The sequence below is a fragment of the Mycobacterium sp. pR1184 genome (assembly GCF_041287235.1).
In the GTDB taxonomy this organism is placed as follows: domain Bacteria; phylum Actinomycetota; class Actinomycetes; order Mycobacteriales; family Mycobacteriaceae; genus Mycobacterium.
In genome coordinates this window covers 88,569-114,359 of the sequence record NZ_JBGGKR010000013.1, presented here as the reverse complement: position 1 = coordinate 114,359, position 25,791 = coordinate 88,569, and the positions used below count along the sequence as shown (strand labels likewise).

The window sequence follows — 25,791 nt, the reverse complement described above, 5'->3', positions numbered from 1 at the left end:
ATGCAGTCGGCTACCGACCTTGCCGTGCGGGTGATTCCGTGCCTGGACGTCGACGACGGGCGCGTGGTCAAGGGAGTCAATTTCGAGAACCTGCGCGACGCGGGTGACCCCGTCGAACTCGCCGCGGCCTATGACGCCGAGGGCGCCGACGAGCTGACCTTTCTGGACGTGACCGCGTCCTCGTCGGGCCGGGCGACGATGCTGGACGTGGTGCGCCACACCGCCGAACAGGTGTTCATCCCGCTGACCGTCGGTGGCGGCGTCCGCGCCGTGGCCGACGTCGACGTCCTGCTCCGGGCGGGGGCGGACAAGGTCTCGGTGAACACCGCCGCGATCGCGCGCCCCGACCTATTAGCCGAGATGTCAAGACAATTCGGCTCGCAGTGCATCGTGTTGTCCGTCGACGCCCGCACGGTGCCGCCGGGTTCGGCGCCCACGCCGTCGGGCTGGGAGGTCACCACGCACGGCGGCCGCCGCGGCACCGGCATCGACGCCGTCGAGTGGGCGGCTCGCGGCGCCGACCTAGGGGTGGGCGAGATTCTGCTCAATTCGATGGACGCCGACGGCACCAAGGCCGGTTTCGATCTGGCGATGCTGCGCGCCGTGCGCGCCGCGGTCACGGTTCCGGTGATCGCCAGCGGGGGCGCGGGCGCGGTGGACCACTTCGCGCCCGCGGTCGAAGCCGGTGCCGATGCGGTGTTGGCGGCCAGCGTCTTTCACTTCCGGGAGTTGACGATCGGGCAGGTGAAGGCCGCGATGGCCGCAGCAGGGATCACGGTACGATGACACTCGATCCCCGCATCGCCGCACGCCTCAAGCGCAATTCCGACGGCCTGTTCACCGCCGTCGTGCAGGAGCGGAGCAGTGGTGACGTGCTGATGGTGGCCTGGATGGACGACGAGGCGCTGGCCCGCACGCTGAAAACCCGTGAAGCGACCTACTTTTCGCGATCCCGCGGCGAGCAGTGGATCAAGGGCGCGACGTCGGGACACACCCAGCATGTGCACTCGGTGCGCCTGGACTGCGACGGTGACACCGTGCTGCTGATGGTCGACCAGGTCGGCGGCGCGTGCCACACCGGAGATCACAGCTGCTTCGATGCCGACGTGCTGCTCGAACCCGAGAATTAGCGCGGCGCGACGTCGAGGCTATTGGCTGCTTCGAGTGCGGCGCGCGTCCATTCGTGCCGGAAGACCGCCGGTGAGATGCGATCTCGTCGAACGACTTCAAGGTCAATAGCTTTTCCGGCGGTCACCGCGTTGGGCACCCGCAACGAGTACGCGGGCTCCTCGGTGGCGACGGCTAGCAGGGCGTCGTTGTCGGTGAAGTTATTGGCACGCATGGCTTCCTCGGCCCATTTGAGCGGCTTTTGGCCGTCGAAGGTCCTGACATACACCACCCACAACCGGGTGCGGCGCGTTTTGTAGAGCTTGGTCAGTGCCCGGTTCACCGTGTCGTATTCGACCGGTCCGAGTACACCCGCTTGGTCGGTGAGCTGGCGAGCGAGCTTGATCCCGGGTTTCGCCGGCGCCGGCGCCGGGCTACTCGACGGCGCGACAGGTTTCGCGTTGCCAGGTTGGTGCGAGCCGCCGAACACGCGGACGCCGACGAGGACCCCGAGACCGACCAGGGCCAGACCGACGACCGCGGCGACCACCACCGCCGTGCGCCGGGTGCTGCGCGCGGGCGGTCTTGCGGGCGAAGCTGTTTGGGCCTTGGCGATTACTTCGGTGTCCGCGATCGGGGCCGCTCGGGTCGGACCGACGGCCTCGGTCGCGGTGCCGAGCTGGCTGCCGAGCGCGGCCGCGAAATCCGAACACGTCGCAAAACGATCGGCGGGGTTTTTGGCCAGGGCTTTGGCGAGTGCGCCGTCGAGATCCGCCAGTTCGGGCCGCCGCTCACTGACCGGCGGTGGCGGCGCGGACAAATGCTGTGTGATGACCACCGCGGGATTGGAATTGTGAAAGGGGGCGACACCGGTCAACAGGTTGAACGCGGTACACCCCAGCGCGTACTGGTCGGCGCGTCCATCGATGTCGAGTCCCTGCAGCTGCTCGGGCGCGCAATAGGCCGTGGTGCCCATCATCATGTTGGTTGCTGTCAGGCCGCTGATGTCACCCAGCTCGCGAGCGATGCCGAAATCGGCCAGCAGGATGCGCCGTCGCGGCGCGGCATCACTGATCAGGATGTTCGCGGGTTTGACGTCGCGGTGCAGCAGGCCGCGCGAGTGCGCGTAATCCAGCGCGTCGGCCATGGCGGCGATGATCTCGACGACGTCGGCTTTCGGCAGCCCCGATGGGTACTGGCGCAACAGCTGCGCGGCGTCGGTACCCTCCACGTAATCCATCGAAATCCACAGTTGCCCTTCGTATTCGCCGCGGTCGTGGATACCGACGATGTGTTCGTTGTACAGGCTCGCGGCGAGATCGGCCTCGCGGTTGAAGCGCTGCCGAAACTCGAGGTTGTCGGTGAGCTCACCGGGCAAGATCTTCAGCGCGTCACGGCGCGGCAGCCGTGGATGCTGCGCCAGATCTGTTGACCGGACTACGCAGCCGACACACGGCGGGCTTCGGTGAATTGTCGTTGGCACTTGTTAGACATCGATTGTCCGAATCAAGGAGCCTGAAATGTTTGATGACGTGGAGCGCGACATCGCGGCGGTCCAGCTGCCGAGCTGGGGCAAAGTAGCCGAGGCGGCGGGTGTCGTTCCGTGGCTGGTCTTTGACGACGCCGGGCAGCCGATAGGCCCGATCAAGCAGTATCTGGCTGACTTCATGGCGCAGGGGAACAGCGCGGCCTCGGCCCGCAGCTACGCATTCGAGTTGTTGAGGTGGTGGCGGTGGCTTATGGCAGTAGACGTGGAGTGGCATAGGGCTACTCCGGCCGAGGGACGTGATCTGGTGCTGTGGTTGATGCGGGCAACGAAGCCGATAGCGCGAGCGCGCTCGAGATCGAAATCGACTGCGGGAATGGTGAATCCAATCACCGGCAAGCGTTCTCTCGGCGACCGGTACGGAGCGCGGACGATTCGGCACTCCAACGCGGTGATCAGAGCGTTCTACGAGTACTGGATCGAACTGGGCCTGGGACCATTGGTCAACCCAATGCCCCTGGATCCGCATGGGCGCCGTGCAAATGCCCACCATGATCCCGCCAAACCATTCCGTCCCGAAGGGCGCATCCGCTACAACCCGAAGTTGCCCAAGGCTCAGCCGCGCGAACTTCGAGACGAGCACTGGCTGGCCCTGTTTGGTGCGTTGCGATCCGATCGTGATCGAGCGCTGCTTTCCCTGACGCTCAGCAACGGTGCTCGTGCCGCGGAAATCCTGGGGGTTCGCATCGTCGACCTCGACTGGGGCGAACAACTGGTTCGGGTCGTGCGCAAAGGCACTCGCGCCGAGCAATGGTTACCGGCTAGCCCTGACGCGTTCGTCTGGCTGCGCCTGTATCTGGCGGACCTCGCCGAACCGCTCAAGCCGCAAGAACCGCTCTGGTGGACGCTGCGGCGGCGAGACCGCGGCGACGGCCCTAAGCGTCAGCCCATGTCCTACGACGCCCTCCGCAAGGTGGTGACGAGGGCGAACGCCGACTTAGGGACGAACTGGACGATGCACGATCTCCGCCACACATGCGCGCTGCGGATGTCGCGTAACGACACGCTTTCGGCCCGTGATATCCAGACGATCCTTGGCCACGCGCACCTGTCGACCACAGTCGACACGTACTTGGTCGAAGACCAGGCCGAGGTGGTGCGCCGCGTTGCTCGCCATCTCATCGAACGGGAACAACAACCTTTCAGTCCGCAGCCCGACGTTGCGGCCGGGTACGACGCCGCGGACTTGGCCATCCTGTTAGGACAGACATCGCGATGACGGTTACTCCGGCGCTCATCGATGCGATCGAACACAGCGCGTCCCGCATCCAGGCGGCGCAGCGCTATGACGACTTGGTCGACGCCGTTGTTCCCGGTGGGGCGCGCGACCAGCTGAGCATCAACGCAGTTCTCGACATACTTCAGACGCTGCCGAATTGGCCGCCGCCGGGGCGGCAGGGCCATGGCGCCAAGGTGCTCTCCAATGCCAGAGCGATCCTGGAGTTCCTTGCCACCTATCCGGGTGCGGGCTGGCAACAACGATGGGTCGCATCGGGCGCCGACAGTGGCGCGCAATGGCTAGAGTCGCTGGAGGGAATCGACACTCCGCACGGGAAAACACTCCGGCGAGATCTCGTGGAAGCCTTGCCCAGGCTCCTGTTGTGCCGGATCGTCTTTCCCAGCTATGAATTTCTGACGTCATACCGTGCGCTGACGCTGTATTCGACTGTGCGGCAGGTGTTTCGGCCGGACCTGTTTGCTGTCATCGAAAGCCGGCTTGACGCAGCAGTCGGTACCACTGTCACGTCGAGACACGCGTTGATCGTGATCAGCAAAATCGTGCTGCACACGGGCCGTGACGTCAATGAACTGACTGCCGATGATCTACTCACCTATCGGGCTTGGCGTCATCGGAAGGGTCGCAAGGACGAAGCCCGCGGAGCCAACCTTGCCTGGACAGCCCTGCACGGAATCGCTGATCTTGGTGAGCATTCCACGATGAGAGACGCGCTGCGGCCGGGACAACGACCTACCCACGAACTCGTCGATGCCTACCAAATCCGCAGCCTCGATGTCCGCGAAGTGCTTGTCAAGTACCTCGATGAACGCCGCCCCGCCTTGGACTACACCAGCTTCCAAAGCCTCGCCTCGATCCTCGCCGGCGTGTTCTGGTCTGATATCGAACGCCACCACCCAGACCTCGACACCCTGAACCTGCCCGCCGACGTCGCCCAGGCATGGAAGGAACGGATACGCACGATCAGCAACCCGGACGGCGGGACACGACCCCGTGAAAACAGACTCTCAGTCCTGATCTGCGTCCGAGGTTTCTACCGTGACCTCCAGGAATGGGCCCTGCAAGACCCGGCCTGGGTTCAATGGAGTTTCCCCAACCCGATCCGCCGAGCCGAGACCGTTGGATATGCAAAAGCGAAGCGGCGCAGGACCGCTCGGATGCACCAGCGTGTGCGCGAGCAACTCTCGCATCTTCCCGCCCTCGTCGATGCAGCAGAACGTCACCGAGTTGAGCAAGCCGCGTTGCTCGCCGCGACAAATGCCGCACCGTTCGGCCGTCCATTCGAACACGCCGGTCGACAGTACCGGCGCATCGAATGGCACGGCACCGGTAAAGGCGGAGTGAAGCGGCACCCAAAGCCGGCCAACAGGATCGAGGATCTGACCGCAGGCGAGGTGATTGACATCGGCCGGGCCGAACACGAAGCGTTTTGGTCGTGGGCTGTCATTGAGACGTTGCGCCACACTGGGGTTCGGGTCGAGGAGTTGTTGGAATTGACCCATCTCGGGCTGGTTTCCTACAGGTTGCCGAAGACCGGCGAAGTCGTGCCGATGCTGCAGATCGTGCCCTCGAAGACAAACGAAGAACGGCTGTTATTGGTCAGCCCCGAGCTGGCCAGCGTCCTAGCTACGGTCATCAGTCGCTTGCGCGCTGAGAACAAAGGGATGGTGCCCTTGACCCGCCGCTACGATCGCTACGAAAAAGAAACCGGGCCAGCTCTGCCGCACCTGTTCCAGCACCGCAGCGGTTGGAAGTGGATGGTCCCCGCGCCCACCACCGTTCAGCGATGGCTCACGCAAATCTTGGAGCGTGCAGGCCTAACTGACTCGGCCGGCAACACGCTGCATTACACGCCGCACGATTTTCGAAGAATGTTCGCCACCGAAGCCGTCGCCGGCGGGCTCCCGATCCACATCGCCGCGAAAATACTGGGACACAAGGACATCAACACCACCCAGGGATACACCGCGGTGTTCGATGAAGGACTCGTTCGCACTTACCGGGCATTCCTCGATACTCGACGCGCCCTGAGGCCCGAAGCTGAATACCGCGAACCGACACAACCGGAATGGGATGAATTCCAGCAGCACTTCGAACTACGCAAGGTCGAGCTCGGCACCTGCAGTCGTCCCTACGGCACGCCATGCAAACACGAACACGCGTGCGTAAGGTGCCCGATGCTGCGGGTCGACCCCAAGCAGCACAATCGGCTCCTCGAGATCATCCGCAACCTCGACGACCGGATCACCGAAGCCCGCCTCAACGGATGGCTCGGCGAAGTCCAGGGCCTACAGACCAGCCGCGACGCGGCGGCCAACAAGTTGGTCGCCCTCGGCCGCACCATCGCCCAGGCCAGTGGGGCAGCCGCCGAGCCGGCCCTCCTTGGCATCCCAGTCGTCGCCGGCGCATCACCCATGATTTCGAACCATCGCACAGGAGACAAGAAATGAGACACCATGAGCTGGGGAAACAGTGCAAACCATAATTCCCAGCCTGCTGTCTCGTTTGTCTAGAAATGAGACGAGCGTCGATACGCTGGAGAGCATGGGCGCAGGCTGGTATCAGCTTCCCGCAGGCACGTATCGCGAACTGGTTGTCAACAACCGGAGAATGTTGTCGGCCATGGATGTGTTCCCGATGATGGGGGAACTACTTGAGAAGCGGCGTTCGTCGACTGAGGACGATGTCGAGGTCGAGCGGCTGCGGCTTGCTATCCCGCAGGCGATGAAGCAGGCGAAGGTGAAAGCCGCTGATCTTATCGACGAGGCGTTAGCTGCGGGTGAGCCAATAGTGGCGTTGGCGTCGCAGGTACAGGTAGCGGCGCGTCATCACGCTGATCAGCTCGCCGACGCGCCGAGCTGGCTCAGCTCGGAGACAGCGACCATGCGGGTCTTCGCCGACGACAGTTGCGAGCCCGCGTCGTACTGAAGTTGCCTTCATCACGAACTGCAGGTGCGCGAATCTCAGCGGTCTCACAGTGCGGCGAAACTAGTGTCGGCGATATCTTCTAACTGCCTGCTGAAAGAACCATTGATGTTCGGGAATCGTGCCATTTCCGGCGGAGCGATGGCGCTCGTCGTATTCCTCGCGGGTGTGACCGTCGCCGCAGGAGAAGCGCCATCCGGCTTTGTCACCGCTACGGGCGCGCCGGCCCAAATCAGTTATCTCAGCGACGATCCGCCATCGCCCCCAGCCCCACCAGGGTGCGACACAGGTTCTCCGGACCCAACATGCCAACCACCCCCGCCCCCACCCGGGATCATTTTTAAGCCGCACTGGGTCCCTAATGCGGCAATATGACTCAGACTAGCCCGCACCAATTGAGGCCCCCGGGGGCGAGCGGGCGTCTATGCCCATCGTCGATAACACCCAGTTCTGCTTGAGACAAGATCTAGGGCGTCTCGATTCTTTAGAAACGAGACACCCCGCAGTTGCTAAATCGCCGGGCCGTAGGCGGGCACGCGTTGGCCGGCGTTCCATAAAGCGTTCAAGACATCCATCGCGCTGTCGTGGTTGATCAGCCAGTGCCCGCCTTGGTCGACCAGCACGACGGGGCGGGGATGTATGGCGTGCTTGTATCCGCCGGTGGTGGCTACGGTGGCGCCGGCGAAGTTGGCGGGCGCCGGTTCGATATTGGTGATGACGAAGTCCGGGGGTAGCAGCCCGCCGAAGGCCTCCATCCGGTCTAGATGGTTGTCAATTGTTCCGGCTTCATCTGGCGCGAAGCCCGGGGTGACGACGTCAGTTTTGCTCTTAGCCGGAACGCCCGGTGCGGTCAGTCTATTGAGCACGGCGGCCACTTGATCTGTGCTGGGAACGGGTCCCGTGCAGGCCGGTTGCCCAGGGTCGCCGCAGTCCGCGGAGGCCATTGCGGGGGCGCAAACTATTGTCGCAGTAGTCATCGCTGTCGCGATGTCGGCGAATGTCGTTGGAATCATTGCTAATTTGCCCCCGTAAGACGGTGCTGCAGATGTGCCCACGATGGATGTCGCCGGGTTAGGGCGACGTCGGCGGCGGGTTCTCATCTCGCGGCTGCGAACCGTCATCTGGTGCTGTCGGGTCCTGGAACCATTTGGTGGTCAAACAGTGCGCTGGCGGCGCATACGCTGGATCTTGGCGTACATGCAAGGCGGCGTTTCGACACGCGTGCGGACCAATCCCACCGCCGATTGCTTCAATCCTGGGCCGCATCTGCGACGAGACCCACGAAGAACCGTCTTGACCCACCGACGCAAGACCAACAACCACCACCGCCCAGACGGCCACTGCCGCACCAATTACGCCAGCGACAACACGAAGCGCAACCCCGGCAACACCACAAGACATCGTGCGAAGCATCGGCGGCTTCTTTCTGACACCAGTCGGCGAACCATTCCAGCGTAACCACCGACGCATCGCACGAGCCCCGCCTACGAACTGTGAAGGAACTTGGCGCTTAATCCACGTTTGCTGGGCGTTGCGTGATTCGGCCTGCCGCCGCCACTCTCGCCCGCCGCAAGGTCCTGGCACCGCGAAACAGGATCTGAGGCGTCTTAGTTGTTTATAAATGAGACACCGTTCAGACTTTGGCAGCGTTGCCAGCGACCTGACAGGACTTGGAGTCAGGTGTAAGCGGATGCACAGATGGTCGTCAGCAAATACCGCTACATTCCTGACATGAAGACGGTCGCCGCAGCGATGCTGCTCGCCGCATCAATTGCGAGCGTGGCGCCACCCGACTGTGCCACGGCCGTTTCGCCCTCTCTGAGCTACCTCGCAGACGACCCAGCGCCCACACCGCAACCACCCGGCGATGCGCAACCACCGCCGTCCTGCATCTGCGGCGGACTGCCCGGTGCACGCCGCAACTGTATTCAGCAATGCCAGAGCCAGCAGGATCAGCAGAGACCTCAGTGAAAACCCAGCTGACGCAGTGTTTCTCCGCCACAGTGACAATGGCGGTCACCCTCATCGCGGCACCTGCCACGTCTCACGCGGACTGCGGCGACCCCGGTCAACCTCCCTGCACCGGACCGGTTCCCACCACCGATCAGGTGCTCGCCGTTTTAACCGAACTGACCGACCCTGCCGCGAACAAGAACAACATCGTCACCCCCGGATTCACCCCCGAGGAAGCCGCCACCATCGATGACCATCTGAACCAGATGAATGCGCGAGGGTTATTGCCCCTGAATTGGGTCGTGACCGACATCCAGCCTGCACCGAATAACTTTGCCGGAGCCACCATCACCTCCACCGGCACCTACTACCAGCGCAGCGCGCCCGGGCCGATCGTATTGACTAACCAGGGTGGGCACTGGCTCATCACCCACGACACCGCAAAGACCGCGATGGACAACACCTGGTACAACGCCAACCGCCCAAAGCCTGTGTCTGGCAACAGTATCTAAGGCCAGCGGGTGAAGGGGATCAAGCTCGCCGCTATCGCGATGGCTATGGCAGCACTAGTGTTCGTACCCGCGCCGGCCTGCGCGGAGCGGCCATCGCTGCCCGCTTATCTCGTGGCGGCCACAGCTCACGCGCCCCTCAGCGTCGGTGCGTTCGTTGCCACCGAGGTAGCGGCGCCACTACTGAACGATCCGCCGCCATCGCCGCCACCTTTGCCCTTGCCGCTGCCTGTCGGCTCGCAAGGTGTGCCACCGGGGGTCGAAGTTTATTGCCCAAGAATGTTCAACCATCCGTGTCACCAATGTCTGGGGGACCCAGCACACCGTTGTTGGGACCGCTAGCGACGCGACTCAGCGTCAGAATTACAGCCAACCCTCAAGTTGTAACGCGGTACAAGACAGGATGTGAGGCGTCTCGGTTGTCTAGAAACGAGATAGCATGCAGCTGCCGGCAGTAGTCCGGAAAAGATACACCTCACCCATACCGCCTGCCCCCAGCCGCCGAATGATCCTGAATCCGGCGAACAGCGCGCCTTCGGGTAACCCATCGCTTTGCGGCATGTGAGCATGCTACTGAGACGATGGTTGCGGCGGCCGGCAAATCGCGGCCGTGCGGGGCCGCCGCACGCGGCGCGCTCGAGGCGGCACCGGCCGACGATTTCGATCAGAATGGCAGGCGATGCGCGAACGGATGTCGTGGAACGTCGTGGTGCCGCTGGTCGCTCTCGTCATGCTGGCACTGACCTGGGGCACGGAGCCGGGGCCGTGGCTGGCCGCGCTCGAGGCGATCGTCCTGATCGGCGCCGTGTTGGCCGCGGTGCACCACGCGGAGGTGGTCGCACACCGGGTCGGTGAGCCGTTCGGGTCGCTGGTGCTCGCCACCGCGGTGACCGTCATCGAGCTGGCCCTGATCATCGCGCTGATGGCCTCGGGCGGAAACGAAGCGGAGACGCTGGCCCGGGATACCGCGTTCGCCGCCCTGATGATCACCACCAACGGCATTGCCGGGCTGTCACTGCTGTTGGGTTCGCACCGCTACGGCGTGACGTTGTTCAATCCGGAGGGCAGCGGTGCGGCGCTGGCGACGCTCACCACGCTGGCGACGCTGAGCCTGGCACTGCCCAGCTTCACCACGACTCGTGGCCGTCAGGAGTTCTCGCCCGGACAGCTGGAATTCGCCGCCGTCGCCTCGTTGCTGGTCTACCTGCTGTTCGTCTTCACCCAGACGGTGCGGCATCGCGACTTCTTTCTGCCGGTCGCGCAGCGCGGTCAGCAGCGCATGCTCGACGAGGAAAGCCACGCGGAACCGCCGAGCCAAGCCGCGGCGCTGCGCAGCCTCGCGCTACTGGTGGGCGCGCTGGTCGCGGTGGTGGGCCTGGCCGAACAGGAGTCGCCGGCCGTCGAGAAACTGGTGTCAGTCGCGGGATTCCCGCACTCGTTCGTCGGCGTGGTGATCGCGGGCCTGGTGCTGCTGCCCGAGACGCTGGCGGCGGTGCGAGCGGCGCGACAGGGCCGCATTCAGACCAGCCTCAACCTCGCGTATGGCTCGGCAATGGCCAGTATCGGGCTCACCATTCCCGGCATCGCGCTGGCGTCGATCTGGATCAAGGGACCGCTGATTCTCGGGCTGGGCTCGACGCAGCTGGTGCTGTTTGCGTTGACCGTGGTGATCAGCATGCTCACCGTGATTCCCGGCCGGGCGACGCGGCTGCAGGGCGAGGTGCATCTGGTGCTGCTGGCCGCGTTCGTGTTCCTGGCGATCGTCCCGTAACGGCAAGCAGCACAACCGATTACGCCGACGAACGCGCTCGCAGTGTGTGCAGTGCCTGGTCGGCATGGGTGTCCATGCTGAACTCGCTGGAAATGACGTTGAGCACCGTGCGATCGGTGTCGATCACGAACGTCGTGCGCTTGACCGGCATCAGCTTGCCGAGCAGGCCGCGCTTGACGCCGAACTGCGTGGCCACCGTGCCGTCGGTGTCGGACAGCAGCGGGTAGTCGAAGCTTTCCTTGTCGGCGAACTTGGCCTGCTTCTGCACGGCATCGGTGCTGATGCCGACGCGACTGGCCCCGACCGCCGCGAATTCGGCCGCCAGGTCCCGGAAATGGCAGGCTTCCTTGGTGCACCCGGGAGTCATTGCCGCGGGGTAGAAGAACAGCACCACGGGACCGTCGGCAAGCAGGGCGCTGAGCTTGCGGGGCGTTCCGGTCTGATCGGGAAGTTCGAAATCGGCCACTGTGTCACCAGTTTTCATGGCCGTCACGCTACGCCCAATCGCCCACCAGGCGGTGCCGGGTGCGAGCGTGACGGCACCGCGAAAATCGGGCCAAAAGTCGCCGTGTCGTTCCTCCGCAAGCCGGAGGTGCCCCCGGCTCGCGGGACCGCCCGATCCGGGCGAACGCATCTGCGAGGATGGTTTGGTGCACCCACACCTCGCCGACACGACCTCACGGGAGGAATTTCGCCTGCTCGCGGCGGCGCACCGCTTTGTCCCGGTGACCCGGAAGGTCTTGGCTGACAGCGAGACGCCGCTGTCGGCATATCGCAAGCTGGCCGCCAATCGACCCGGCACGTTCTTGCTGGAGTCTGCCGAGAACGGTCGGTCGTGGTCGCGATGGTCGTTCATCGGAGCCGGGGCGCCCTCAGCGTTGACCGTGCGCGACGGCGAAGCGGTGTGGTTGGGCGCGGTCCCGCAGGACGCGCCCACCGGTGGCGACCCGCTCGAGGCGCTGCAGGCCACCCTGGAGCTGCTGTCCACCCGACAAACCAGCCAGTCGAAGCCGGGGCTGCCGCCGTTGTCGGGCGGCCTGGTCGGGTTCTTCGCCTACGACATGGTGCGGCGCCTGGAACGTCTGCCGGAAATGGCCGTCGACGATCTGCAGCTGCCGGACATGCTGATGCTGCTGGCCACGGATGTGGCGGCGGTCGACCACCACGAGGGCACGATCACACTGATCGCCAACGCGGTGAACTGGAACGGCACCGACGAGCGGGTCGACGAGGCCTACGACGACGCCGTCGCGCGCTTGGATGTGATGACCGAGGCGCTGGGCCAGCCGCTGCCGTCGACGGTGGCCACCTTCAGCCGGCCCGAGCCTCAATACCGCGCCCAGCGCACGGTCGAGGAGTACGGCAAGATCGTCGACTACCTCGTCGACCAGATCGCGGCCGGCGAAGCCTTCCAGGTGGTGCCCTCGCAGCGCTTCGAAATGGACACCGACGTCGACCCGATCGACGTCTACCGGATTCTGCGAGTGACCAACCCCAGCCCCTACATGTACCTGCTTCATGTGCCGAATAGTGCTGGTGTAACGGACTTTTCGATCGTCGGATCCAGCCCCGAGGCACTCGTCACCGTCGCCGACGGCCGCGCGACGACGCACCCGATCGCCGGTACCCGGTGGCGGGGACAGAACGAGGAAGAAGATCAGCTGCTGGAAAAGGAGTTGCTGTCCGACGACAAGGAACGCGCCGAGCACTTGATGCTGGTCGACCTCGGCCGCAACGATCTCGGCCGGGTCTGCACACCCGGCACGGTGCGCGTCGAGGATTACAGCCACATCGAGCGCTACAGCCACGTCATGCACCTGGTCTCCACGGTGACCGGTCTGCTCGGTGAGGGCCGCACCGCCCTGGACGCCGTCACGGCCTGTTTTCCGGCCGGCACACTGTCCGGGGCGCCGAAGGTGCGGGCCATGGAGCTGATCGAAGAGGTGGAGAAGACGCGCCGCGGCGTCTACGGCGGGGTGCTCGGCTACCTCGACTTCGCCGGCAACGCGGACTTCGCCATCGCCATTCGCACCGCGCTGATGCGCAACGGCACCGCCTATGTCCAGGCGGGTGGCGGGGTCGTGGCGGACTCCAACGGTCCTTACGAGTACACCGAGGCGAGCAACAAAGCGCGCGCGGTGCTCAACGCCATCGCCGCGGCGCAGACGCTCAGCGCCCCGGACGCCACCCGCAATGGCTGACCCACCGCCGGAGCGCCGGGCCCGGCTGACGATCGGCATCGCCCAGCTGCTGCTGGTCATCGCCGCGGGCCTGCTGTGGACGGCCTCGCGACTGCCGTGGGTGGTGATCCGGTCGTTCGACGGGCTGGGGCCGCCCAAGGAAGTGATCCTGGCCGGCGCGACCTGGTCGACGGCCCTGCTGCCGTTGGCGCTGCTGATGCTGGCCACCGCCGTCGCGGCACTCGCGGTGCGTGGCTGGGCGCTGCGGGCGCTGGCCGGGCTGCTCGCCGTGATCAGCCTGGCGATCGGCTATCTGGGCGTCAGCCTGTGGGTGCTGCCGGATGTGGCGGTGCGGGGGTCCGAACTGGCCCACATTTCGCTGCTGACGCTGGTGGGCAGCGAGCGGCGGTACGTCGGTGCCGGGATCGCGGTGGGTGCGGCGGTATGTACGTTGATCGCCGCCGTCTTGTTGATGCGGTCGGCGATGACGGCCCGGGCCGGGGCGAAAAAATACGCCGCGCCGGCGACCCGCCGCTCAATCGCGAGACGCGAAGGTGCCGACGGGGCGATGCTGGAGGAGCCGGGGGCGCCAGAGATGTCGGAGCGGATGATCTGGGACGCACTCGATGAGGGGAACGACCCGACCGATCGGCCCCGCGAGTCTGACACCGAGGGTCGGTGACGGGTCGCGAGCCGACGGTCGCTACCCTTCATTGACGTCGTCGAAATCGGTTCGGAACCGGTTAGGTGACGGTCTGTATGGCTGTAGAAGGGAAACGACAGGTATGAGTCCGGCGACAGTCCTTGACTCCATCCTTGAGGGAGTCCGGGCCGATGTTGCCGCGCGCGAAGCGCGTATCCCTCTTCCCGAGATCAAAGCGGCGGCCGCCGCGGCACCCCCACCCCTGGATGTGATGGCCGCGCTGCGCGAGCCGGGGATCGGCGTCATCGCCGAGGTCAAGCGCGCGAGTCCGTCAGCAGGTTCGTTGGCGCCCATTGCCGATCCGGCGAAACTGGCTCAGGCATACGAAGACGGCGGTGCCCGCATCATCAGTGTGCTGACCGAGGAGAGGCGTTTCAACGGTTCGCTCGACGACCTGGATGCGGTTCGGGCAGCAGTGTCGATTCCGGTCTTGCGCAAAGACTTTGTGGTGCAGCCATATCAGATCCACGAGGCACGTGCGCACGGCGCCGACATGCTGCTGCTGATCGTCGCCGCCTTGGAGCAGTCGGCGTTGGCGGCGATGCTCGACCGCACCGAATCACTGGGCATGACAGCGCTTGTCGAGGTCCACACCGAAGAAGAGGCGGACCGCGCGCTCAAGGCCGGCGCCAACGTGATCGGGGTCAACGCCCGCGATCTCAAGACGCTGGAGGTGGACCGGGACAGCTTCTCGCGGATCGCGCCCGGCCTGCCCAGCAACGTGATCAGGATCGCCGAATCCGGCGTGCGGGGTACCGCGGACCTGTTGGCGTACGCCGGGGCGGGTGCCGATGCCGTCCTCGTCGGCGAGGGTTTGGTCAAAAGTGGCGATCCGCGTGCCGCGGTTGCCGATCTGGTGACCGCAGGTACCCATCCGTCCTGTCCGAAACCGGCTCGCTAGTCAGAGCCTCTGCGTTGAACCCCATGAGCCATCCCCGCGTTGAGCATTGGTGATGGTAGACCCCACTCGCCCCGCCCTGCCGCTTTCGAGCGCGGCCATTTCCGAACCCACCCGGCACGACCCTGATGCGGGTGGACATTTCGGTGTGTTTGGTGGCCGCTACGTCGCCGAAGCGTTGATGGCGGTGATCGAGGAGGTCACCGCGGCTTACGAGAAGGAACGCGTCAATCCGGAATTCCTGGACCTGCTGGACGACCTGCAGGCGAACTACGCGGGCCGGCCGTCGCCGCTTTACGAGGCCACCCGCCTGAGCGAACACGCCGGTTCAGCACGCCTGTTCCTCAAGCGAGAAGACTTGAACCACACCGGTTCTCACAAGATCAACAACGTGCTCGGCCAGGCCTTGCTGGCCAAGCGGATGGGCAAGAACCGGGTGATCGCCGAGACCGGCGCCGGGCAGCACGGGGTGGCGACGGCCACCGCCTGCGCATTGCTCGGCCTGGAGTGCGTGATCTACATGGGCGCGGTCGATACCGCGCGCCAGGCGCTCAACGTGGCGCGGATGCGGCTGTTGGGCGCCGAGGTCGTCTCGGTCGACTCGGGTTCGCAAACGTTGAAGGACGCCATCAACGAGGCGTTCCGGGATTGGGTCACCAACGCCGACAACACGTACTACTGCTTCGGCACCGCGGCGGGCCCGCACCCCTTCCCGACGATGGTCCGCGATTTCCAGCGCATCATCGGGCTGGAGGCGCGCGCACAGATCCAGACGAAGGTCGGCCGGTTGCCCGACGCCGTCACCGCCTGCGTCGGCGGCGGGTCCAATGCGATCGGCATCTTCCACGCCTTCATCGACGACCCGGGCGTGCGGCTGATCGGCTACGAGGCGGCGGGCGACGGCGTCGAAACCGGAAGGCACGCGGCGACATTCACCGGCGGGTCACCGGGGGCCTTCCAGGGGTCGTTCTCTTATCTGCTGCAGGACGAGGACGGCCAGACGATCGAATCACATTCGATTTCAGCGGGTTTGGACTACCCCGGAGTAGGTCCGGAGCATGCGTGGCTGCGCGAGACCGGGCGCGCCGAATACCGGCCGATCACCGACGCCGAGGCAATGGACGCGTTTGGGCTGCTGTGCCGGACCGAGGGCATCATCCCGGCCATCGAGTCCGCTCACGCCGTCGCCGGTGCCCTCAAACTCGGCCACGAATTGGGCAGCGGCGCAATCATTCTGGTGAACCTGTCGGGCCGCGGTGACAAGGACGTCGAGACGGCCGCGAAATGGTTCGGCCTGATGGACGAGAAATGACGGTAGAGCAGAGTCAAGCCAGCAGGCTGGCACCGCTTTTCGACGCGTGCCGGTCCGAAAACCGTGCCGCGCTGATCGGCTACCTGCCCACGGGCTATCCCGACGTGCGGACTTCGGTGGACGCGATGATCGCCCTGGTCGAATCGGGTTGTGACCTCATCGAGGTCGGGGTGCCTTATTCCGATCCCGGGATGGACGGCCCGACGATCGCCCGGGCTACCGAGGCCGCGTTGCGCGAGGGAGTGCGCGTGCGTGACACGTTGGCCGCGGTCGAGGCGATCAGCACGGCGGGCGGTCGTGCGGTGGTCATGACGTATTGGAACCCGGTGCTGCGCTACGGGATTGATGCGTTCGCACGGGACCTCGCGTCGGCAGGCGGACACGGTCTCATCACGCCGGACCTGATCCCCGATGAAGCCCACGAGTGGATGACCGCGTCCGAGGAGCACCGGCTGGATCGCATTTTTCTGGTGGCACCCTCGTCGACGCCGGAGCGGCTGGTGAGCACGGTCGAGGCATCGCGGGGATTCGTCTACGCGGCCTCGACGATGGGCGTGACCGGGGCACGCGACGCGGTGTCGAACGCCGCCCCCGAATTGGTCAGCAGGGTCAAAGCGGTGTCTGACATCCCCGTCGGCGTCGGCCTCGGCGTGCGATCGCGTGAGCAGGCCGCACAGATCGGCAGTTACGCCGACGGCGTCATCGTCGGTTCGGCCTTGGTATCGGCACTCGCCGACGGTCTGCCGAGCTTGCGTGCGTTGACCCAGGAATTGGCCGAAGGTGTGCGAGTGTCGTCATCATGACGATGTTGCCCACGTATTTCCCCAGCCCTCCGCAAGGTGTCTGGCACCTGGGTCCGTTGCCGATTCGCGCGTACGCGCTGTTCATCATCACCGGGATCGTGGTCGCGCTGATTATCGGCGATCGGCGCTGGGCGGCTCGCGGCGGGCAGCGCGGGGTGATCTACGACATCGCGCTGTGGGTGGTGCCGTTCGGTTTGATTGGCGGCCGGCTGTATCACCTGGCCACCGATTGGCGGACGTATTGGGGCCCGGGCGGTGCCGGGTTCGGCGCGGCGTTCCGCATTTGGGACGGCGGGCTGGGCATCTGGGGTGCGGTGGCCCTCGGCGTGCTCGGAGCATGGATCGGTTGCCGGCGGCTGGGAATTCCGTTGCCGGCCTTCCTCGATTCGGTCGCCCCGGGCATCATCTTGGCGCAGGCGATCGGTCGGCTCGGGAACTACTTCAACCAGGAGCTTTACGGTAGGGAGACCACGCTGCCGTGGGGCCTGGAAATCTTCTATCGCCGCGATCCTTCGGGATACATCGACCCGCATTCACTCGACGGCGTGTCGACCGGACAGCTCGCGGTCGTGGTGCAACCGACGTTTCTGTACGAATTGCTCTGGAACGTCCTGGTTTTCGCCATCCTGATCTACATCGACCGGCGTTACCAGATCGGTCACGGACGGCTCTTTGCCGCCTACGTCGCGCTCTACTGTGTCGGGCGCTTCTGGGTCGAGCTGCTGCGTGACGATACCGCCACCCACATCGCCGGCATCCGGATCAACTCGTTTACATCGACTTTCGTGTTCATCGGCGCCGTCGTCTACATCGTTCTGGCACCGAAGGGCCGCGAAGATCCCGAGAGTTTGCGCGGCAAGGCTCACCCGGACGACGCGGAATCCGAGGCCGAAGCCGAACCGACGGAGGAACTCGCCGGTGTCGCGGCGGCTTCGACCGTAGCGGCGACCACGGCCAGTGCAGACGACGACGCCGCCGACCCGGCGGGTTCGGGAGCGTCAGTCGAAACGGCGACGCTCGAGAAGCCGGACGGCGAGGAGTCGGAGGCAGAGGCGGTAGCGGCGGAGGAACCCCAAGCCGACGAGCCTGAAGAGGCTGCGGAACCCGAACCCGAACCCGAAGCCGAATCCGACGAGCCTGAAGAGGCTGCGGAACCCGAACCCGAACCCGAAGCCGAAGAGCCTGTGGAGGTGAAGGCGGAAGAAGCCGAAGCCGTTGAAGCCGACGAGCCGGAAGTCGGCGAGGCAGAGCCGGAGACTGTAGAGGCCGAGGAACCCGAAGAGTCTGAAGAGGCGACGGTCGAGGAACCTGAGGGCGAGCAGCCGCAAGCCGAAGAACCGGGGATCGAAGAGGCAATAGCGGAGGCGCAGGAGCCGGAGGCCGCTGAGGCGCAAGAGCCCGAGGCGCAGGAGCCGGAGGCCGCTGAGGCGCAAGAGCCTGAGGCGCAGGAGACGGCAGAAGACGCACCCGAGGCGCAGGCCGGCGAACCGGGAGAGGATGCCGTCGAAGCGGCGGAAACCGACGCGAGCGAGCCGGAGTCGACCCCGCCCGTCGACGAGGAACCCGTGGCTGAGCAGCCTGCGTCGGAGACCATGCCCAGCACGGACGACCAGCAAACTCGGCGCCGCTGGGCGCTGCGCCGCCGCACCCGGCGCCCCGGCAGCTAGCAAACGACTCGTCGAGGCTGGGGTACACCCAGTTCATCTGGCATGCTGAACACCGTGACCGAACCGTCGTGGGGCAGTGCCCCGGACCCCGGCGCACCGCCTCCGCAGCCGTCGGGATATCCACCGCCGTACCCGCAATACCAGCCGTATCCCGGGGCCGCCGGATACGACCCGTCGGCACCCTACGGCCGTCACCCGGTGACGGGGCTGCCGTACTCGGACAAGTCGAAAACCATCGCCGGTCTGCTGCAGCTGCTCAGCCTGGTCGGCATCGGCGGCATCGGCCGCTTCTACATCGGCGACACCGGCATCGGTGTGGCACAACTGCTTCTGGGCTTGTGCGGAATCGGTTTGATCTGGAGCATCATCGACGCGGTCCTGATCCTGACCGACAAGGTCAACGACCCGCAGGGCCGGCCACTGCGCGATGGAACCTGATTCGGCCTCCCGCGCGGGAGTCCAGCGTCACCGCCACGGCCGCTATATCGCTGCCGGCACCGGCGTCCTGTTCGCCGGGGCACTCGGCTATGTCGGATCCGTCGACCCGCACAACGCGAACTCGGCCTACCCGCTCTGCCCGTTCAAGTGGCTCACCGGCTGGAACTGCCCGTTCTGCGGCGGGCTGCGCATGACGCATGACCTGCTGCACGGCCACCTGGCGGCCAGCATCAACGACAACGTTTTCGTGCTCGTCGGCCTGCCGGTCTTGGCCGTCTGGCTGCTGGTCCGATGGCGGCAGGGCCGGCGCGGGCTACCGATCGCGGCGGTGATCACGATCACGGTCGCCGCGATCGCGTGGACGGTGCTGCGCAATATGCCGGGGTTTCCGCTGGTCCCGACCATGCTCAGCGGGTAGGCGGCCGCAAAATCGCCGGTTCGCCCGTGGTGACCATTTTCCGGTGGCTCAACGCGCGGCTACCTTCGGGTCACCCCGACAGCCGACGGCACGACTAAGCTGATCGGCGTGAGTAGACGCGGGAAGATCGTCTGCACCCTTGGCCCTGCAACCCAATCGGACGAGTTGACTCTGGCGCTGGTAGAGGCCGGAATGGACGTCGCCCGAATGAACTTCAGCCACGGCGACTATGCCGACCACAAGGCGGCATACGAGCGGGTACGTGCCGCCTCGGATGCCACCGGGCGCGCTGTCGGTGTGCTCGCCGACCTGCAAGGCCCGAAGATCAGGCTCGGGCGTTTCGCCACCGGCTCGACTTACTGGGCCGACGGCGAAACGATCCGCATCACCGTCGAGAACTGCGAAGGAACCCACGACCGGGTATCGACCACCTACAAGACGTTGTCGAAGGACGCCGCGGTCGGCGACCGGGTCCTGGTCGATGACGGCAAGGTCGGCCTGGTCGTCGCAGCCATCGACGGCGACGACGTCGTCTGCACCGTGGTCGAGGGCGGCCCGGTCAGCAACAACAAGGGCATGTCGCTGCCCGGGATGAACGTGTCCGCACCGGCCCTGTCGGACAAGGACATCGACGATCTCACCTTCGCCTTGGACCTGGGCGTCGACCTGGTCGCGCTGTCGTTCGTGCGTTCCCCGTCGGATGTCGAACTCGTGCACGAGGTGATGGATCGGATCGGCCGCCGGGTACCGGTGATCGCGAAACTGGAGAAGCCGGAAGCCGTCGACAACCTCGAGGCGATCGTGCTGGCCTTCGACGGCATCATGGTGGCGCGCGGCGACCTCGGCGTCGAGCTTCCGCTGGAAGAGGTTCCGCTGGTGCAGAAGCGAGCCATTCAGATGGCCCGCGAGAACGCCAAGCCCGTCATCGTCGCCACCCAGATGCTTGAGTCGATGATCGAGAGCTCCCGGCCCACCCGCGCCGAGGCCTCCGACGTCGCCAACGCCGTGCTCGACGGTGCCGACGCGGTAATGCTGTCCGGGGAGACCTCGGTCGGCAAGTACCCGCTGGCCGCCGTCCGCACCATGGCCCGCATCGTGACCGCGGTCGAGGACAACTCCACGGCCGCGCCGCCGCTGACCCACGTGCCGCGCACCAAACGCGGGGTGATCTCGTATGCCGCCCGCGACATCGGCGAGCGGCTCGACGCCAAGGCGCTGGTCGCGTTCACCCAGTCCGGCGACACCGTGAAGCGGCTGGCACGCCTGCACACGCCGCTGCCGCTGCTCGCGTTCACCGCGTGGCCCGAGGTGCGCAGCCAGCTGGCCATGACGTGGGGCACCGAGACGTTCATCGTCCCCATCATGGATTCCACCGACGAGATGATCCGTCAGGCCGACAAATCGCTGCTCGAGCTGGGCCGATACAAGCGGGGAGACCTGGTGGTGATCGTCGCCGGTGCGCCACCTGGCACAGTAGGGTCCACCAACCTGATCCACGTCCACCGCATCGGGGAGGACGACCTCTAAGCGCAAGGAGAGCCCGTGCCGGCCGGCTTCGAGTCTGACGGAGAGCCGAATACCGATTGCTCGCCTGATTTTCAGGAACTGCTGGCGGTCCTGGACCTCAATCGCGCGGGCGACGACCTGTTCCTCGGGTCGCATCCCAGCAAGAACCCGATGCGAACGTTCGGTGGACAGCTGATGGCGCAATCGTTCGTCGCCAGCAGCCGCAGCCTGGTCCGGGAGGACTTGCCGCCCAGTGCGCTGTCGGTGCATTTCATCAACGGCGGCGACACCGGCAAGGACATCGAATTCCACGTCTCCCGGTTGCGCGACGAGCGGCGCTTCGCCAACCGGCGCGTCGATGCGGTACAGGACGGGGTGTTGTTGTCCTCGGCGATGATCACCTATATGTCCGGGGGCCCCGGTCTGGAGCATGCGGTCCAACCACCTCAAGTCGGCGCCGCAGACGCGCAGCCGCCCCTGGGTGACCTGTTGCGCGGCTACGAGGAGACCGTCCCGCACTTCGTCAACGCGCTGCAGCCGATCGAATGGCGCTACACCAACGATCCCGCGTGGGTGATGCGGGACAAGGGTGAGCGGCTGCCGCACAATCGGGTGTGGCTCAAGGCGTTGGGCGTGGTGCCCGACGATCCGGTGCTGCACACCGCGACGATGGTGTACTCCTCGGACACCACGGTGCTGGATTCGGTCATCACCACCCACGGGCTGTCCTGGGGCTTCGACCGCATTTTCGCCGCGTCGGCCAATCATTCGGTGTGGTTTCACCGGCAGGTCGACTTCAACGATTGGGTGCTGTATTCGACGTCGTCGCCGGTGGCCGCGGATTCCCGCGGTCTGGGCACCGGCCATTTCTTTGATCGTTTCGGCCACATCGTCGCCACGGTGGCGCAAGAGGGTGTGCTGAAGTACTTTCCGTCGCCTAACCGATAACGGTTATCGAATAGTTACCGGGCATCCGTCCGATTTCGGTTCTGCGGGGCCGCAATCGAGCGTAACTTCGATTGAGCCGGGTATTCGATGGGACAGCGCTACGCCCATCGGGAGGTGAACTATGAAGGGCTCGTCAGCAGATCTTCTCCCCACCCTGCGCGCGCGCGAACGTGTTGTGGTTCACGTCGATTCGCTCGCAGCGCGCTGTATCGGCGCCCTGGCCCTGTTGTGCGCCGGGTGCTGGCTGGTAGCGATCGTCGTCCATCATCGCTATCAGCCGCAATGGCATTACTCCGATCGGCTGGGCTGGTCGTTGACGGTACTGGCCGCGGTGGCGTTGATCGCCCGCGGAATTTTCCTGGGCCGCCCCGTGACGACCATGCATGCGGCCATGGCCGCGCTGTGCGTGGTGGCGGGCCTGGGCTCACATGTGGTGGGGTTCGACCTGATTGGTGACGTGCTGATCGCCGCCTCGGGGTTGGTGCTGATGTGGCCCACCTCATCTCATCCGCAACCCGAAAATCTGGCGCGGGCATGGGCATTGATCAACGCCACCACCGACGACCCGCTGGCCCCGTTCGCGATGCAAACGGGCAAGAGCTATCACTTCACCGCCGACGGCACCGCCGCGCTGGCCTACCGGACCCGGCTGGGGTTTGCGGTAGTGGGTGGCGACCCGATCGGTGACGAGACCCAATTCCCGGAACTGATAGCCGATTTCGCCGCGATGTGTCACGCCCACGGTTGGCGCATCGCGGTAATGGGATGTAGCGAGCGCCGGCTCGCGCTGTGGCATGATCGCGCGGTGGTGCGGCAATCGCTGCACGCGGTGCCGATCGGCCGCGATGTCGTCGTCGAGGTGTCCGGTTTCGACATGGTCGGCCGCAAGTTCCGCAACCTGCGTCAGGCGGTGCAGCGCACCCACAACGCCGGCATCACCACGGAAATCGTTGCGGAGCAAGAACTAGACGACCAGCTGCGGGCCGAGTTGATCGATGTCGTTCGCGCATCGCCCAGCGGGGCGCACGCCGATCGCGGCTTCCACATGAACCTCGACGGCGTGCTGGAGGGCCGATTCCCCGGGATATACCTGATTATCGCCAGGGACGCCCAAGGGCGGGTCCAGGGCTTTCATCGATATGCAACGGCGGGGGGTGGCAGCGAGATCACCCTTGATGTGCCGTGGCGCCGGCGCGGCGCGCCCAACGGGATCGACGAGCGGCTCAGCGTCGACATGATCATGACCGGTAAAGAGGCTGGTGCCCAACGGGTTTCGCTGTCTTTTGCAGCGTTCCCGGAGATCTTCGACGACGAGGATCGCGGCTGGCTGCAATGGGTGTTCTACCGGTTGATCCATCTGCTCGACCCGTTGATCGCGCTCGAGTCGCTGTACCGGTACGTGCACAAGTTCCATGCGCTGGACGCCCGCCGCTATGCGTTGATATCACTGACGCAGCTGATGCCGCTGGCATTCGCCTTGCTGACACTGGAATTCACGCCACGCCGGCGCCACCTACGGCGCGGTGGTTAACGCGTGCTTCACGATTCTCACCACGCTCGCTAGTAGCGGTACTTGGCGATCGGGAGCCCATCCTGATCGTCGTCACTGTCGGACACCAACGCCGGCACCATTTCGCTGGTGACCAATCCCTGGCATTGGGTCAATTCGTCTACGACGTCGAAGGATTCGGCAATGTTGGCCGGGGTGTCGATGATCACCGTAACCACCGGAACGTCGCGGGTGACCGAGAATAGTTTGTCGCCGTGGGGTTGGTGATCGCCGTGGAAGCCCCAGATTCCGCGTATCGCGGTCGCACCGTCGGGTGCTTTCTGTTTGCGAAGCTGGTAGATCAGCCCCCGGTGAATCGGCATGCGGTTGTGGACAGCCGATTCGGAGGTATAGATCATCAACTTCTGCCACAGTGGTAGGCCATGTTCATCGGTTCCCGGCAAAGCGTGTGGTCGCTTGAGCAATTCGCCGTCGCGCTTGCAAACACGAACTCGTTCAACAGTAATCAGCGGCCGCCGAAGCAATCCGCCGATCTCGGGCAACACCCGCCCGATCAGGTGGCCAGAGCCGACGGCAACGATCATCATCGGGACGTCGGGGTTGCGGCTGAAAAATTTGGCGCGTTGGCGATGTCCGTGGGAGGTGCCGTCGATGCCCAGGAATACCGACGCGCCGGCCAGTCCGCGCCGGTGCATCAGCTCGCAGATCGCGATGAATGCGGGCACTCCGTATACGCGTTCCTTACGCCCTACATAGACAGTCAGCTTGATGGCTTCATTCAACTCGTCTGGCAACTCGACGGGCATGATGTCCTCGCGCAACAACCGGGCGCGTTCCAGGGTAACCAGGCCTCGTTGTTTGATGGTTAACGTGTCGTCCAACAGTGCTTCGATCTTTGATCTGGCGTCGACGGCTTCCACGACCACGGGTGGGTCTTCAGAGAGTGTCAAAGACTCATCGGTTCTAAGGTGACGGCCTGTACCGAAGCCGCCAATGCCACGAAGCACGACGCTGCTGGAAATGCGCTGTTGTTCAAACAATTTGAGCAGTGAATCGGAGACAAACCCATCGCCGGTCCGTCGGCGCTCAGCTACATAGACGGTAAGCTTCAGGCAGTCTTCATCCATGGCTGCTCCTCGACGTCGGCGAGCAGCAAGTTCCACAACCACTCGCTGCGTGGACGTGATGGGTGACCATGTGATGCCGACGGGTGGGGCGAAGGTTCTGTGGCCGGTATTCGCGGCAGGTGTTCTGACCGAACAGGAAGCTCCAGTAGGCAAGCGGTCGTTGGCGTTTCACCGATCTACGCAATGGAGTCCTCAATTCTCGCTTTTGATGGGCCCTTCTGAGCTGACATGGGCAGCTCGTGTGTCCCTGACTCAGGGTGTTGGACCGCATCATGACAAAGCCACACGGTCAACTCCGCCTGCCAGTGAAGCCACCTGGAAATATCCTGTGCATCAGTGATGTTCCTGCCGAGTCCGCGCGCAGTTCGGGTTCGGCAACTCCGTCGCTGCGGGACAGCTGGTTGGGCGACGTAGCAGTCGCTCGTCGACAGTTCAGAGGAGAGGACGCCGGCTGTGAGTATCGGCGACTTCTGCCGGCAATCTCCTGCACAGCAACGGTTTAGGTTGTGACCGCCCATGAGTGAGTTCTACGGTCGATATATCCAGTCGTGGAAGCATGAATTGCGCTGTCGAGTTCAGCGCATCACGGCGGTGGGGCTCGCCACATCGGTAATGTCTTTGATGTGGTCCCCATCGTGGGTCGTCGGCCGGTACACACAAGACTGTGTTGTCCCCGCCCGCCTCGTCAACCATTTGGAAAATGCCAACCGGCCGCGCGGTAGCTGGAAAGTTACTGTACATCGGCGCCTTGGCGTTGCGGTCCGATCGCAAGTCGGATTGACTGTCAAACAATCACATCAGACGAGTTTTTAAGGTTGCATCGCCATGCCGGTGCGACCAGGCGGTGGGGCTCGCCATAACTGCGCGTCACGTAATCGACGGCCAACGGTCCCTGCGGAGCAGATCGGAAATCGTCTGGGCGACCGTCCAGTCGAATACGACGCAAAGGACCGTACGTGGCCGTTGAATATTGCGCGATATCCACGATCGACATCACTGGATCCGGTAGCCCAGCCGCCTCGGCGGCTTCTGCGGATTCAGCTGATGCCAGACCAGTGTGCCCGGGTGTGCTCCTGCACGTATCGCCCGATAAGCTAGATCCAGACGAGTTGAGCTGTAAGGCAGACGATTTCGGGTACTCGTGGCGACGCAGGGTCAGGGTACGTGCCGACGGGCCGAGGACAGATCGGCGGGTGCGGACGAGGAGGGCGTGCGCGTCTGAACGGCATCGTC

At 64.8% G+C, this 25,791-nt stretch carries 22 protein-coding genes and 1 pseudogene; 18 read left to right on the top strand and 5 right to left on the bottom strand.

Annotated elements, in window-relative coordinates; all coding sequences use genetic code 11:
- Positions 1-786 carry an imidazole glycerol phosphate synthase subunit HisF gene (gene hisF, locus ACAG21_RS21700; protein WP_370498329.1) on the top strand — a complete coding sequence of 262 codons (786 nt, stop codon included), beginning with the start codon at positions 1-3 and terminating at the stop codon, positions 784-786.
- Positions 783-1,130, top strand: a complete 348-nt coding sequence (gene hisI, locus ACAG21_RS21695; protein WP_370498328.1) for a phosphoribosyl-AMP cyclohydrolase — start codon at positions 783-785, stop codon at positions 1,128-1,130. Before hisF ends, hisI begins: the two co-directional genes overlap by 4 nt.
- On the opposite strand, the gene ACAG21_RS21690 is transcribed toward hisI, so the two are convergent.
- Positions 1,127-2,590, bottom strand: coding sequence for a serine/threonine-protein kinase (locus tag ACAG21_RS21690; protein ID WP_370498327.1), 1,464 nt, complete (start codon positions 2,588-2,590; stop codon positions 1,127-1,129). The two genes, hisI and ACAG21_RS21690, sit on opposite strands and share 4 nt — an antisense overlap.
- Before the next feature lie 37 nt (positions 2,591-2,627).
- Between ACAG21_RS21690 and ACAG21_RS21685 the strand changes: the two genes are divergently transcribed.
- From ACAG21_RS21685 to ACAG21_RS21675, 3 genes are all read left to right on the top strand, one after another.
- On the top strand, positions 2,628-3,872 hold the full coding sequence (locus ACAG21_RS21685) for a tyrosine-type recombinase/integrase (protein WP_370498326.1): 1,245 nt from the start codon (positions 2,628-2,630) through the stop codon (positions 3,870-3,872).
- Positions 3,869-6,340, top strand: a complete 2,472-nt coding sequence (locus ACAG21_RS21680; protein WP_370498325.1) for a tyrosine-type recombinase/integrase — start codon at positions 3,869-3,871, stop codon at positions 6,338-6,340. The genes ACAG21_RS21685 and ACAG21_RS21680 overlap by 4 nt, the downstream gene beginning before the upstream one ends.
- A gap of 94 nt (positions 6,341-6,434) precedes the next feature.
- Positions 6,435-6,818 (top strand): hypothetical protein, encoded by a 384-nt coding sequence (locus tag ACAG21_RS21675; RefSeq protein WP_370498324.1) that lies wholly within the window; start codon positions 6,435-6,437, stop codon positions 6,816-6,818.
- A 506-nt stretch (positions 6,819-7,324) separates the two neighbouring features.
- On the opposite strand, the gene ACAG21_RS21670 is transcribed toward ACAG21_RS21675, so the two are convergent.
- A complete protein-coding gene (locus ACAG21_RS21670; protein ID WP_370498323.1) occupies positions 7,325-7,681 on the bottom strand; it encodes a hypothetical protein in 357 nt (118 codons plus the stop codon).
- Positions 7,682-8,782: 1,101 nt separating this feature from the next.
- Here ACAG21_RS21670 and ACAG21_RS21665 point away from each other — a divergent pair.
- Positions 8,783-9,280: a hypothetical protein gene (locus tag ACAG21_RS21665; RefSeq protein WP_370498322.1), complete on the top strand. Its 498-nt coding sequence runs from the start codon at positions 8,783-8,785 to the stop codon at positions 9,278-9,280.
- 676 nt (positions 9,281-9,956) lie between these two features.
- Positions 9,957-11,048 (top strand): calcium:proton antiporter, encoded by a 1,092-nt coding sequence (locus ACAG21_RS21660; RefSeq protein WP_370498321.1) that lies wholly within the window; start codon positions 9,957-9,959, stop codon positions 11,046-11,048.
- A gap of 19 nt (positions 11,049-11,067) precedes the next feature.
- Here the strand turns inward: ACAG21_RS21660 and ACAG21_RS21655 are convergent, their stop codons facing one another.
- Entirely contained in the window at positions 11,068-11,532 is a 465-nt protein-coding gene (locus tag ACAG21_RS21655) for a peroxiredoxin (protein ID WP_370498320.1), read from the bottom strand.
- A 166-nt stretch (positions 11,533-11,698) separates the two neighbouring features.
- Here ACAG21_RS21655 and ACAG21_RS21650 point away from each other — a divergent pair, with 166 nt between their 5' ends.
- The 11 genes from ACAG21_RS21650 (at position 11,699) to ACAG21_RS21600 (ending at position 23,452) form a co-directional block, all read left to right on the top strand.
- Positions 11,699-13,249 carry an anthranilate synthase component I gene (locus ACAG21_RS21650; RefSeq protein WP_370498319.1) on the top strand — a complete coding sequence of 517 codons (1,551 nt, stop codon included), beginning with the start codon at positions 11,699-11,701 and terminating at the stop codon, positions 13,247-13,249.
- Positions 13,242-13,910: a TIGR02234 family membrane protein gene (locus ACAG21_RS21645; RefSeq protein ID WP_370498318.1), complete on the top strand. Its 669-nt coding sequence runs from the start codon at positions 13,242-13,244 to the stop codon at positions 13,908-13,910. Before ACAG21_RS21650 ends, ACAG21_RS21645 begins: the two co-directional genes overlap by 8 nt.
- 103 nt (positions 13,911-14,013) lie before the next feature.
- The gene (gene trpC / locus ACAG21_RS21640) at positions 14,014-14,832 is read left to right on the top strand and encodes an indole-3-glycerol phosphate synthase TrpC (RefSeq protein WP_342928636.1); all 819 of its coding nucleotides are present in this window, start codon (positions 14,014-14,016) and stop codon (positions 14,830-14,832) included.
- Between the two features lie 52 nt (positions 14,833-14,884).
- Positions 14,885-16,141 carry a tryptophan synthase subunit beta gene (gene trpB / locus ACAG21_RS21635; RefSeq protein WP_370498317.1) on the top strand — a complete coding sequence of 419 codons (1,257 nt, stop codon included), beginning with the start codon at positions 14,885-14,887 and terminating at the stop codon, positions 16,139-16,141.
- Positions 16,138-16,944: a tryptophan synthase subunit alpha gene (gene trpA, locus ACAG21_RS21630; RefSeq protein WP_370498316.1), complete on the top strand. Its 807-nt coding sequence runs from the start codon at positions 16,138-16,140 to the stop codon at positions 16,942-16,944. The genes trpB and trpA overlap by 4 nt, the downstream gene beginning before the upstream one ends.
- Positions 16,941-18,611 carry a prolipoprotein diacylglyceryl transferase gene (locus ACAG21_RS21625; RefSeq protein WP_370498315.1) on the top strand — a complete coding sequence of 557 codons (1,671 nt, stop codon included), beginning with the start codon at positions 16,941-16,943 and terminating at the stop codon, positions 18,609-18,611. Before trpA ends, ACAG21_RS21625 begins: the two co-directional genes overlap by 4 nt.
- A 42-nt stretch (positions 18,612-18,653) precedes the next feature.
- Positions 18,654-19,049 carry a TM2 domain-containing protein gene (locus ACAG21_RS21620; RefSeq protein ID WP_370498314.1) on the top strand — a complete coding sequence of 132 codons (396 nt, stop codon included), beginning with the start codon at positions 18,654-18,656 and terminating at the stop codon, positions 19,047-19,049.
- Positions 19,039-19,467, top strand: a complete 429-nt coding sequence (locus ACAG21_RS21615; RefSeq protein WP_370498313.1) for a DUF2752 domain-containing protein — start codon at positions 19,039-19,041, stop codon at positions 19,465-19,467. The genes ACAG21_RS21620 and ACAG21_RS21615 overlap by 11 nt, the downstream gene beginning before the upstream one ends.
- 108 nt (positions 19,468-19,575) lie before the next feature.
- On the top strand, positions 19,576-20,994 hold the full coding sequence (gene pyk / locus ACAG21_RS21610) for a pyruvate kinase (RefSeq protein WP_370498312.1): 1,419 nt from the start codon (positions 19,576-19,578) through the stop codon (positions 20,992-20,994).
- Between the two features lie 15 nt (positions 20,995-21,009).
- On the top strand, positions 21,010-21,921 hold the full coding sequence (locus ACAG21_RS21605) for an acyl-CoA thioesterase II (RefSeq protein ID WP_370498311.1): 912 nt from the start codon (positions 21,010-21,012) through the stop codon (positions 21,919-21,921).
- 121 nt (positions 21,922-22,042) lie between these two features.
- Complete coding sequence (locus tag ACAG21_RS21600; RefSeq protein WP_370498310.1) at positions 22,043-23,452, top strand: bifunctional lysylphosphatidylglycerol flippase/synthetase MprF; 1,410 nt, start codon at positions 22,043-22,045, stop codon at positions 23,450-23,452.
- Between the two features lie 29 nt (positions 23,453-23,481).
- Here the strand turns inward: ACAG21_RS21600 and ACAG21_RS21595 are convergent, their stop codons facing one another.
- Together ACAG21_RS21595 and ACAG21_RS21590 are read right to left on the bottom strand one after the other, a co-directional pair.
- Entirely contained in the window at positions 23,482-24,558 is a 1,077-nt protein-coding gene (locus ACAG21_RS21595) for a DUF190 domain-containing protein (RefSeq protein ID WP_370498309.1), read from the bottom strand.
- Positions 24,559-25,154: 596 nt separating this feature from the next.
- Positions 25,155-25,275 (bottom strand): annotated as a pseudogene (locus ACAG21_RS21590) (inorganic diphosphatase); the annotation flags it as partial.
- Between the last annotated feature and the right edge of the window lie 516 nt (positions 25,276-25,791).

Bases quoted from the DNA above. Each gene is read 5' to 3' on its own strand.
- ACAG21_RS21655 (WP_370498320.1), bottom strand. From the start codon at position 11,532: ATGAAAACTGGTGACACAGTGGCCGATTTCGAACTTCCCGATCAGACC.
- hisF (WP_370498329.1), top strand. From the start codon at position 1: ATGCAGTCGGCTACCGACCTTGCCGTGCGGGTGATTCCGTGCCTGGAC.
- ACAG21_RS21620 (WP_370498314.1), top strand. From the start codon at position 18,654: ATGCTGAACACCGTGACCGAACCGTCGTGGGGCAGTGCCCCGGACCCC.
- ACAG21_RS21685 (WP_370498326.1), top strand. From the start codon at position 2,628: ATGTTTGATGACGTGGAGCGCGACATCGCGGCGGTCCAGCTGCCGAGC.
- ACAG21_RS21615 (WP_370498313.1), top strand. From the start codon at position 19,039: ATGGAACCTGATTCGGCCTCCCGCGCGGGAGTCCAGCGTCACCGCCAC.
- ACAG21_RS21675 (WP_370498324.1), top strand. From the start codon at position 6,435: ATGGGCGCAGGCTGGTATCAGCTTCCCGCAGGCACGTATCGCGAACTG.
- ACAG21_RS21645 (WP_370498318.1), top strand. From the start codon at position 13,242: ATGGCTGACCCACCGCCGGAGCGCCGGGCCCGGCTGACGATCGGCATC.
- trpB (WP_370498317.1), top strand. From the start codon at position 14,885: ATGGTAGACCCCACTCGCCCCGCCCTGCCGCTTTCGAGCGCGGCCATT.
- ACAG21_RS21600 (WP_370498310.1), top strand. From the start codon at position 22,043: ATGAAGGGCTCGTCAGCAGATCTTCTCCCCACCCTGCGCGCGCGCGAA.
- ACAG21_RS21595 (WP_370498309.1), bottom strand. From the start codon at position 24,558: ATGGATGAAGACTGCCTGAAGCTTACCGTCTATGTAGCTGAGCGCCGA.
- trpC (WP_342928636.1), top strand. From the start codon at position 14,014: ATGAGTCCGGCGACAGTCCTTGACTCCATCCTTGAGGGAGTCCGGGCC.
- trpA (WP_370498316.1), top strand. From the start codon at position 16,138: ATGACGGTAGAGCAGAGTCAAGCCAGCAGGCTGGCACCGCTTTTCGAC.
- ACAG21_RS21680 (WP_370498325.1), top strand. From the start codon at position 3,869: ATGACGGTTACTCCGGCGCTCATCGATGCGATCGAACACAGCGCGTCC.
- ACAG21_RS21625 (WP_370498315.1), top strand. From the start codon at position 16,941: ATGACGATGTTGCCCACGTATTTCCCCAGCCCTCCGCAAGGTGTCTGG.
- ACAG21_RS21660 (WP_370498321.1), top strand. From the start codon at position 9,957: ATGCGCGAACGGATGTCGTGGAACGTCGTGGTGCCGCTGGTCGCTCTC.
- hisI (WP_370498328.1), top strand. From the start codon at position 783: ATGACACTCGATCCCCGCATCGCCGCACGCCTCAAGCGCAATTCCGAC.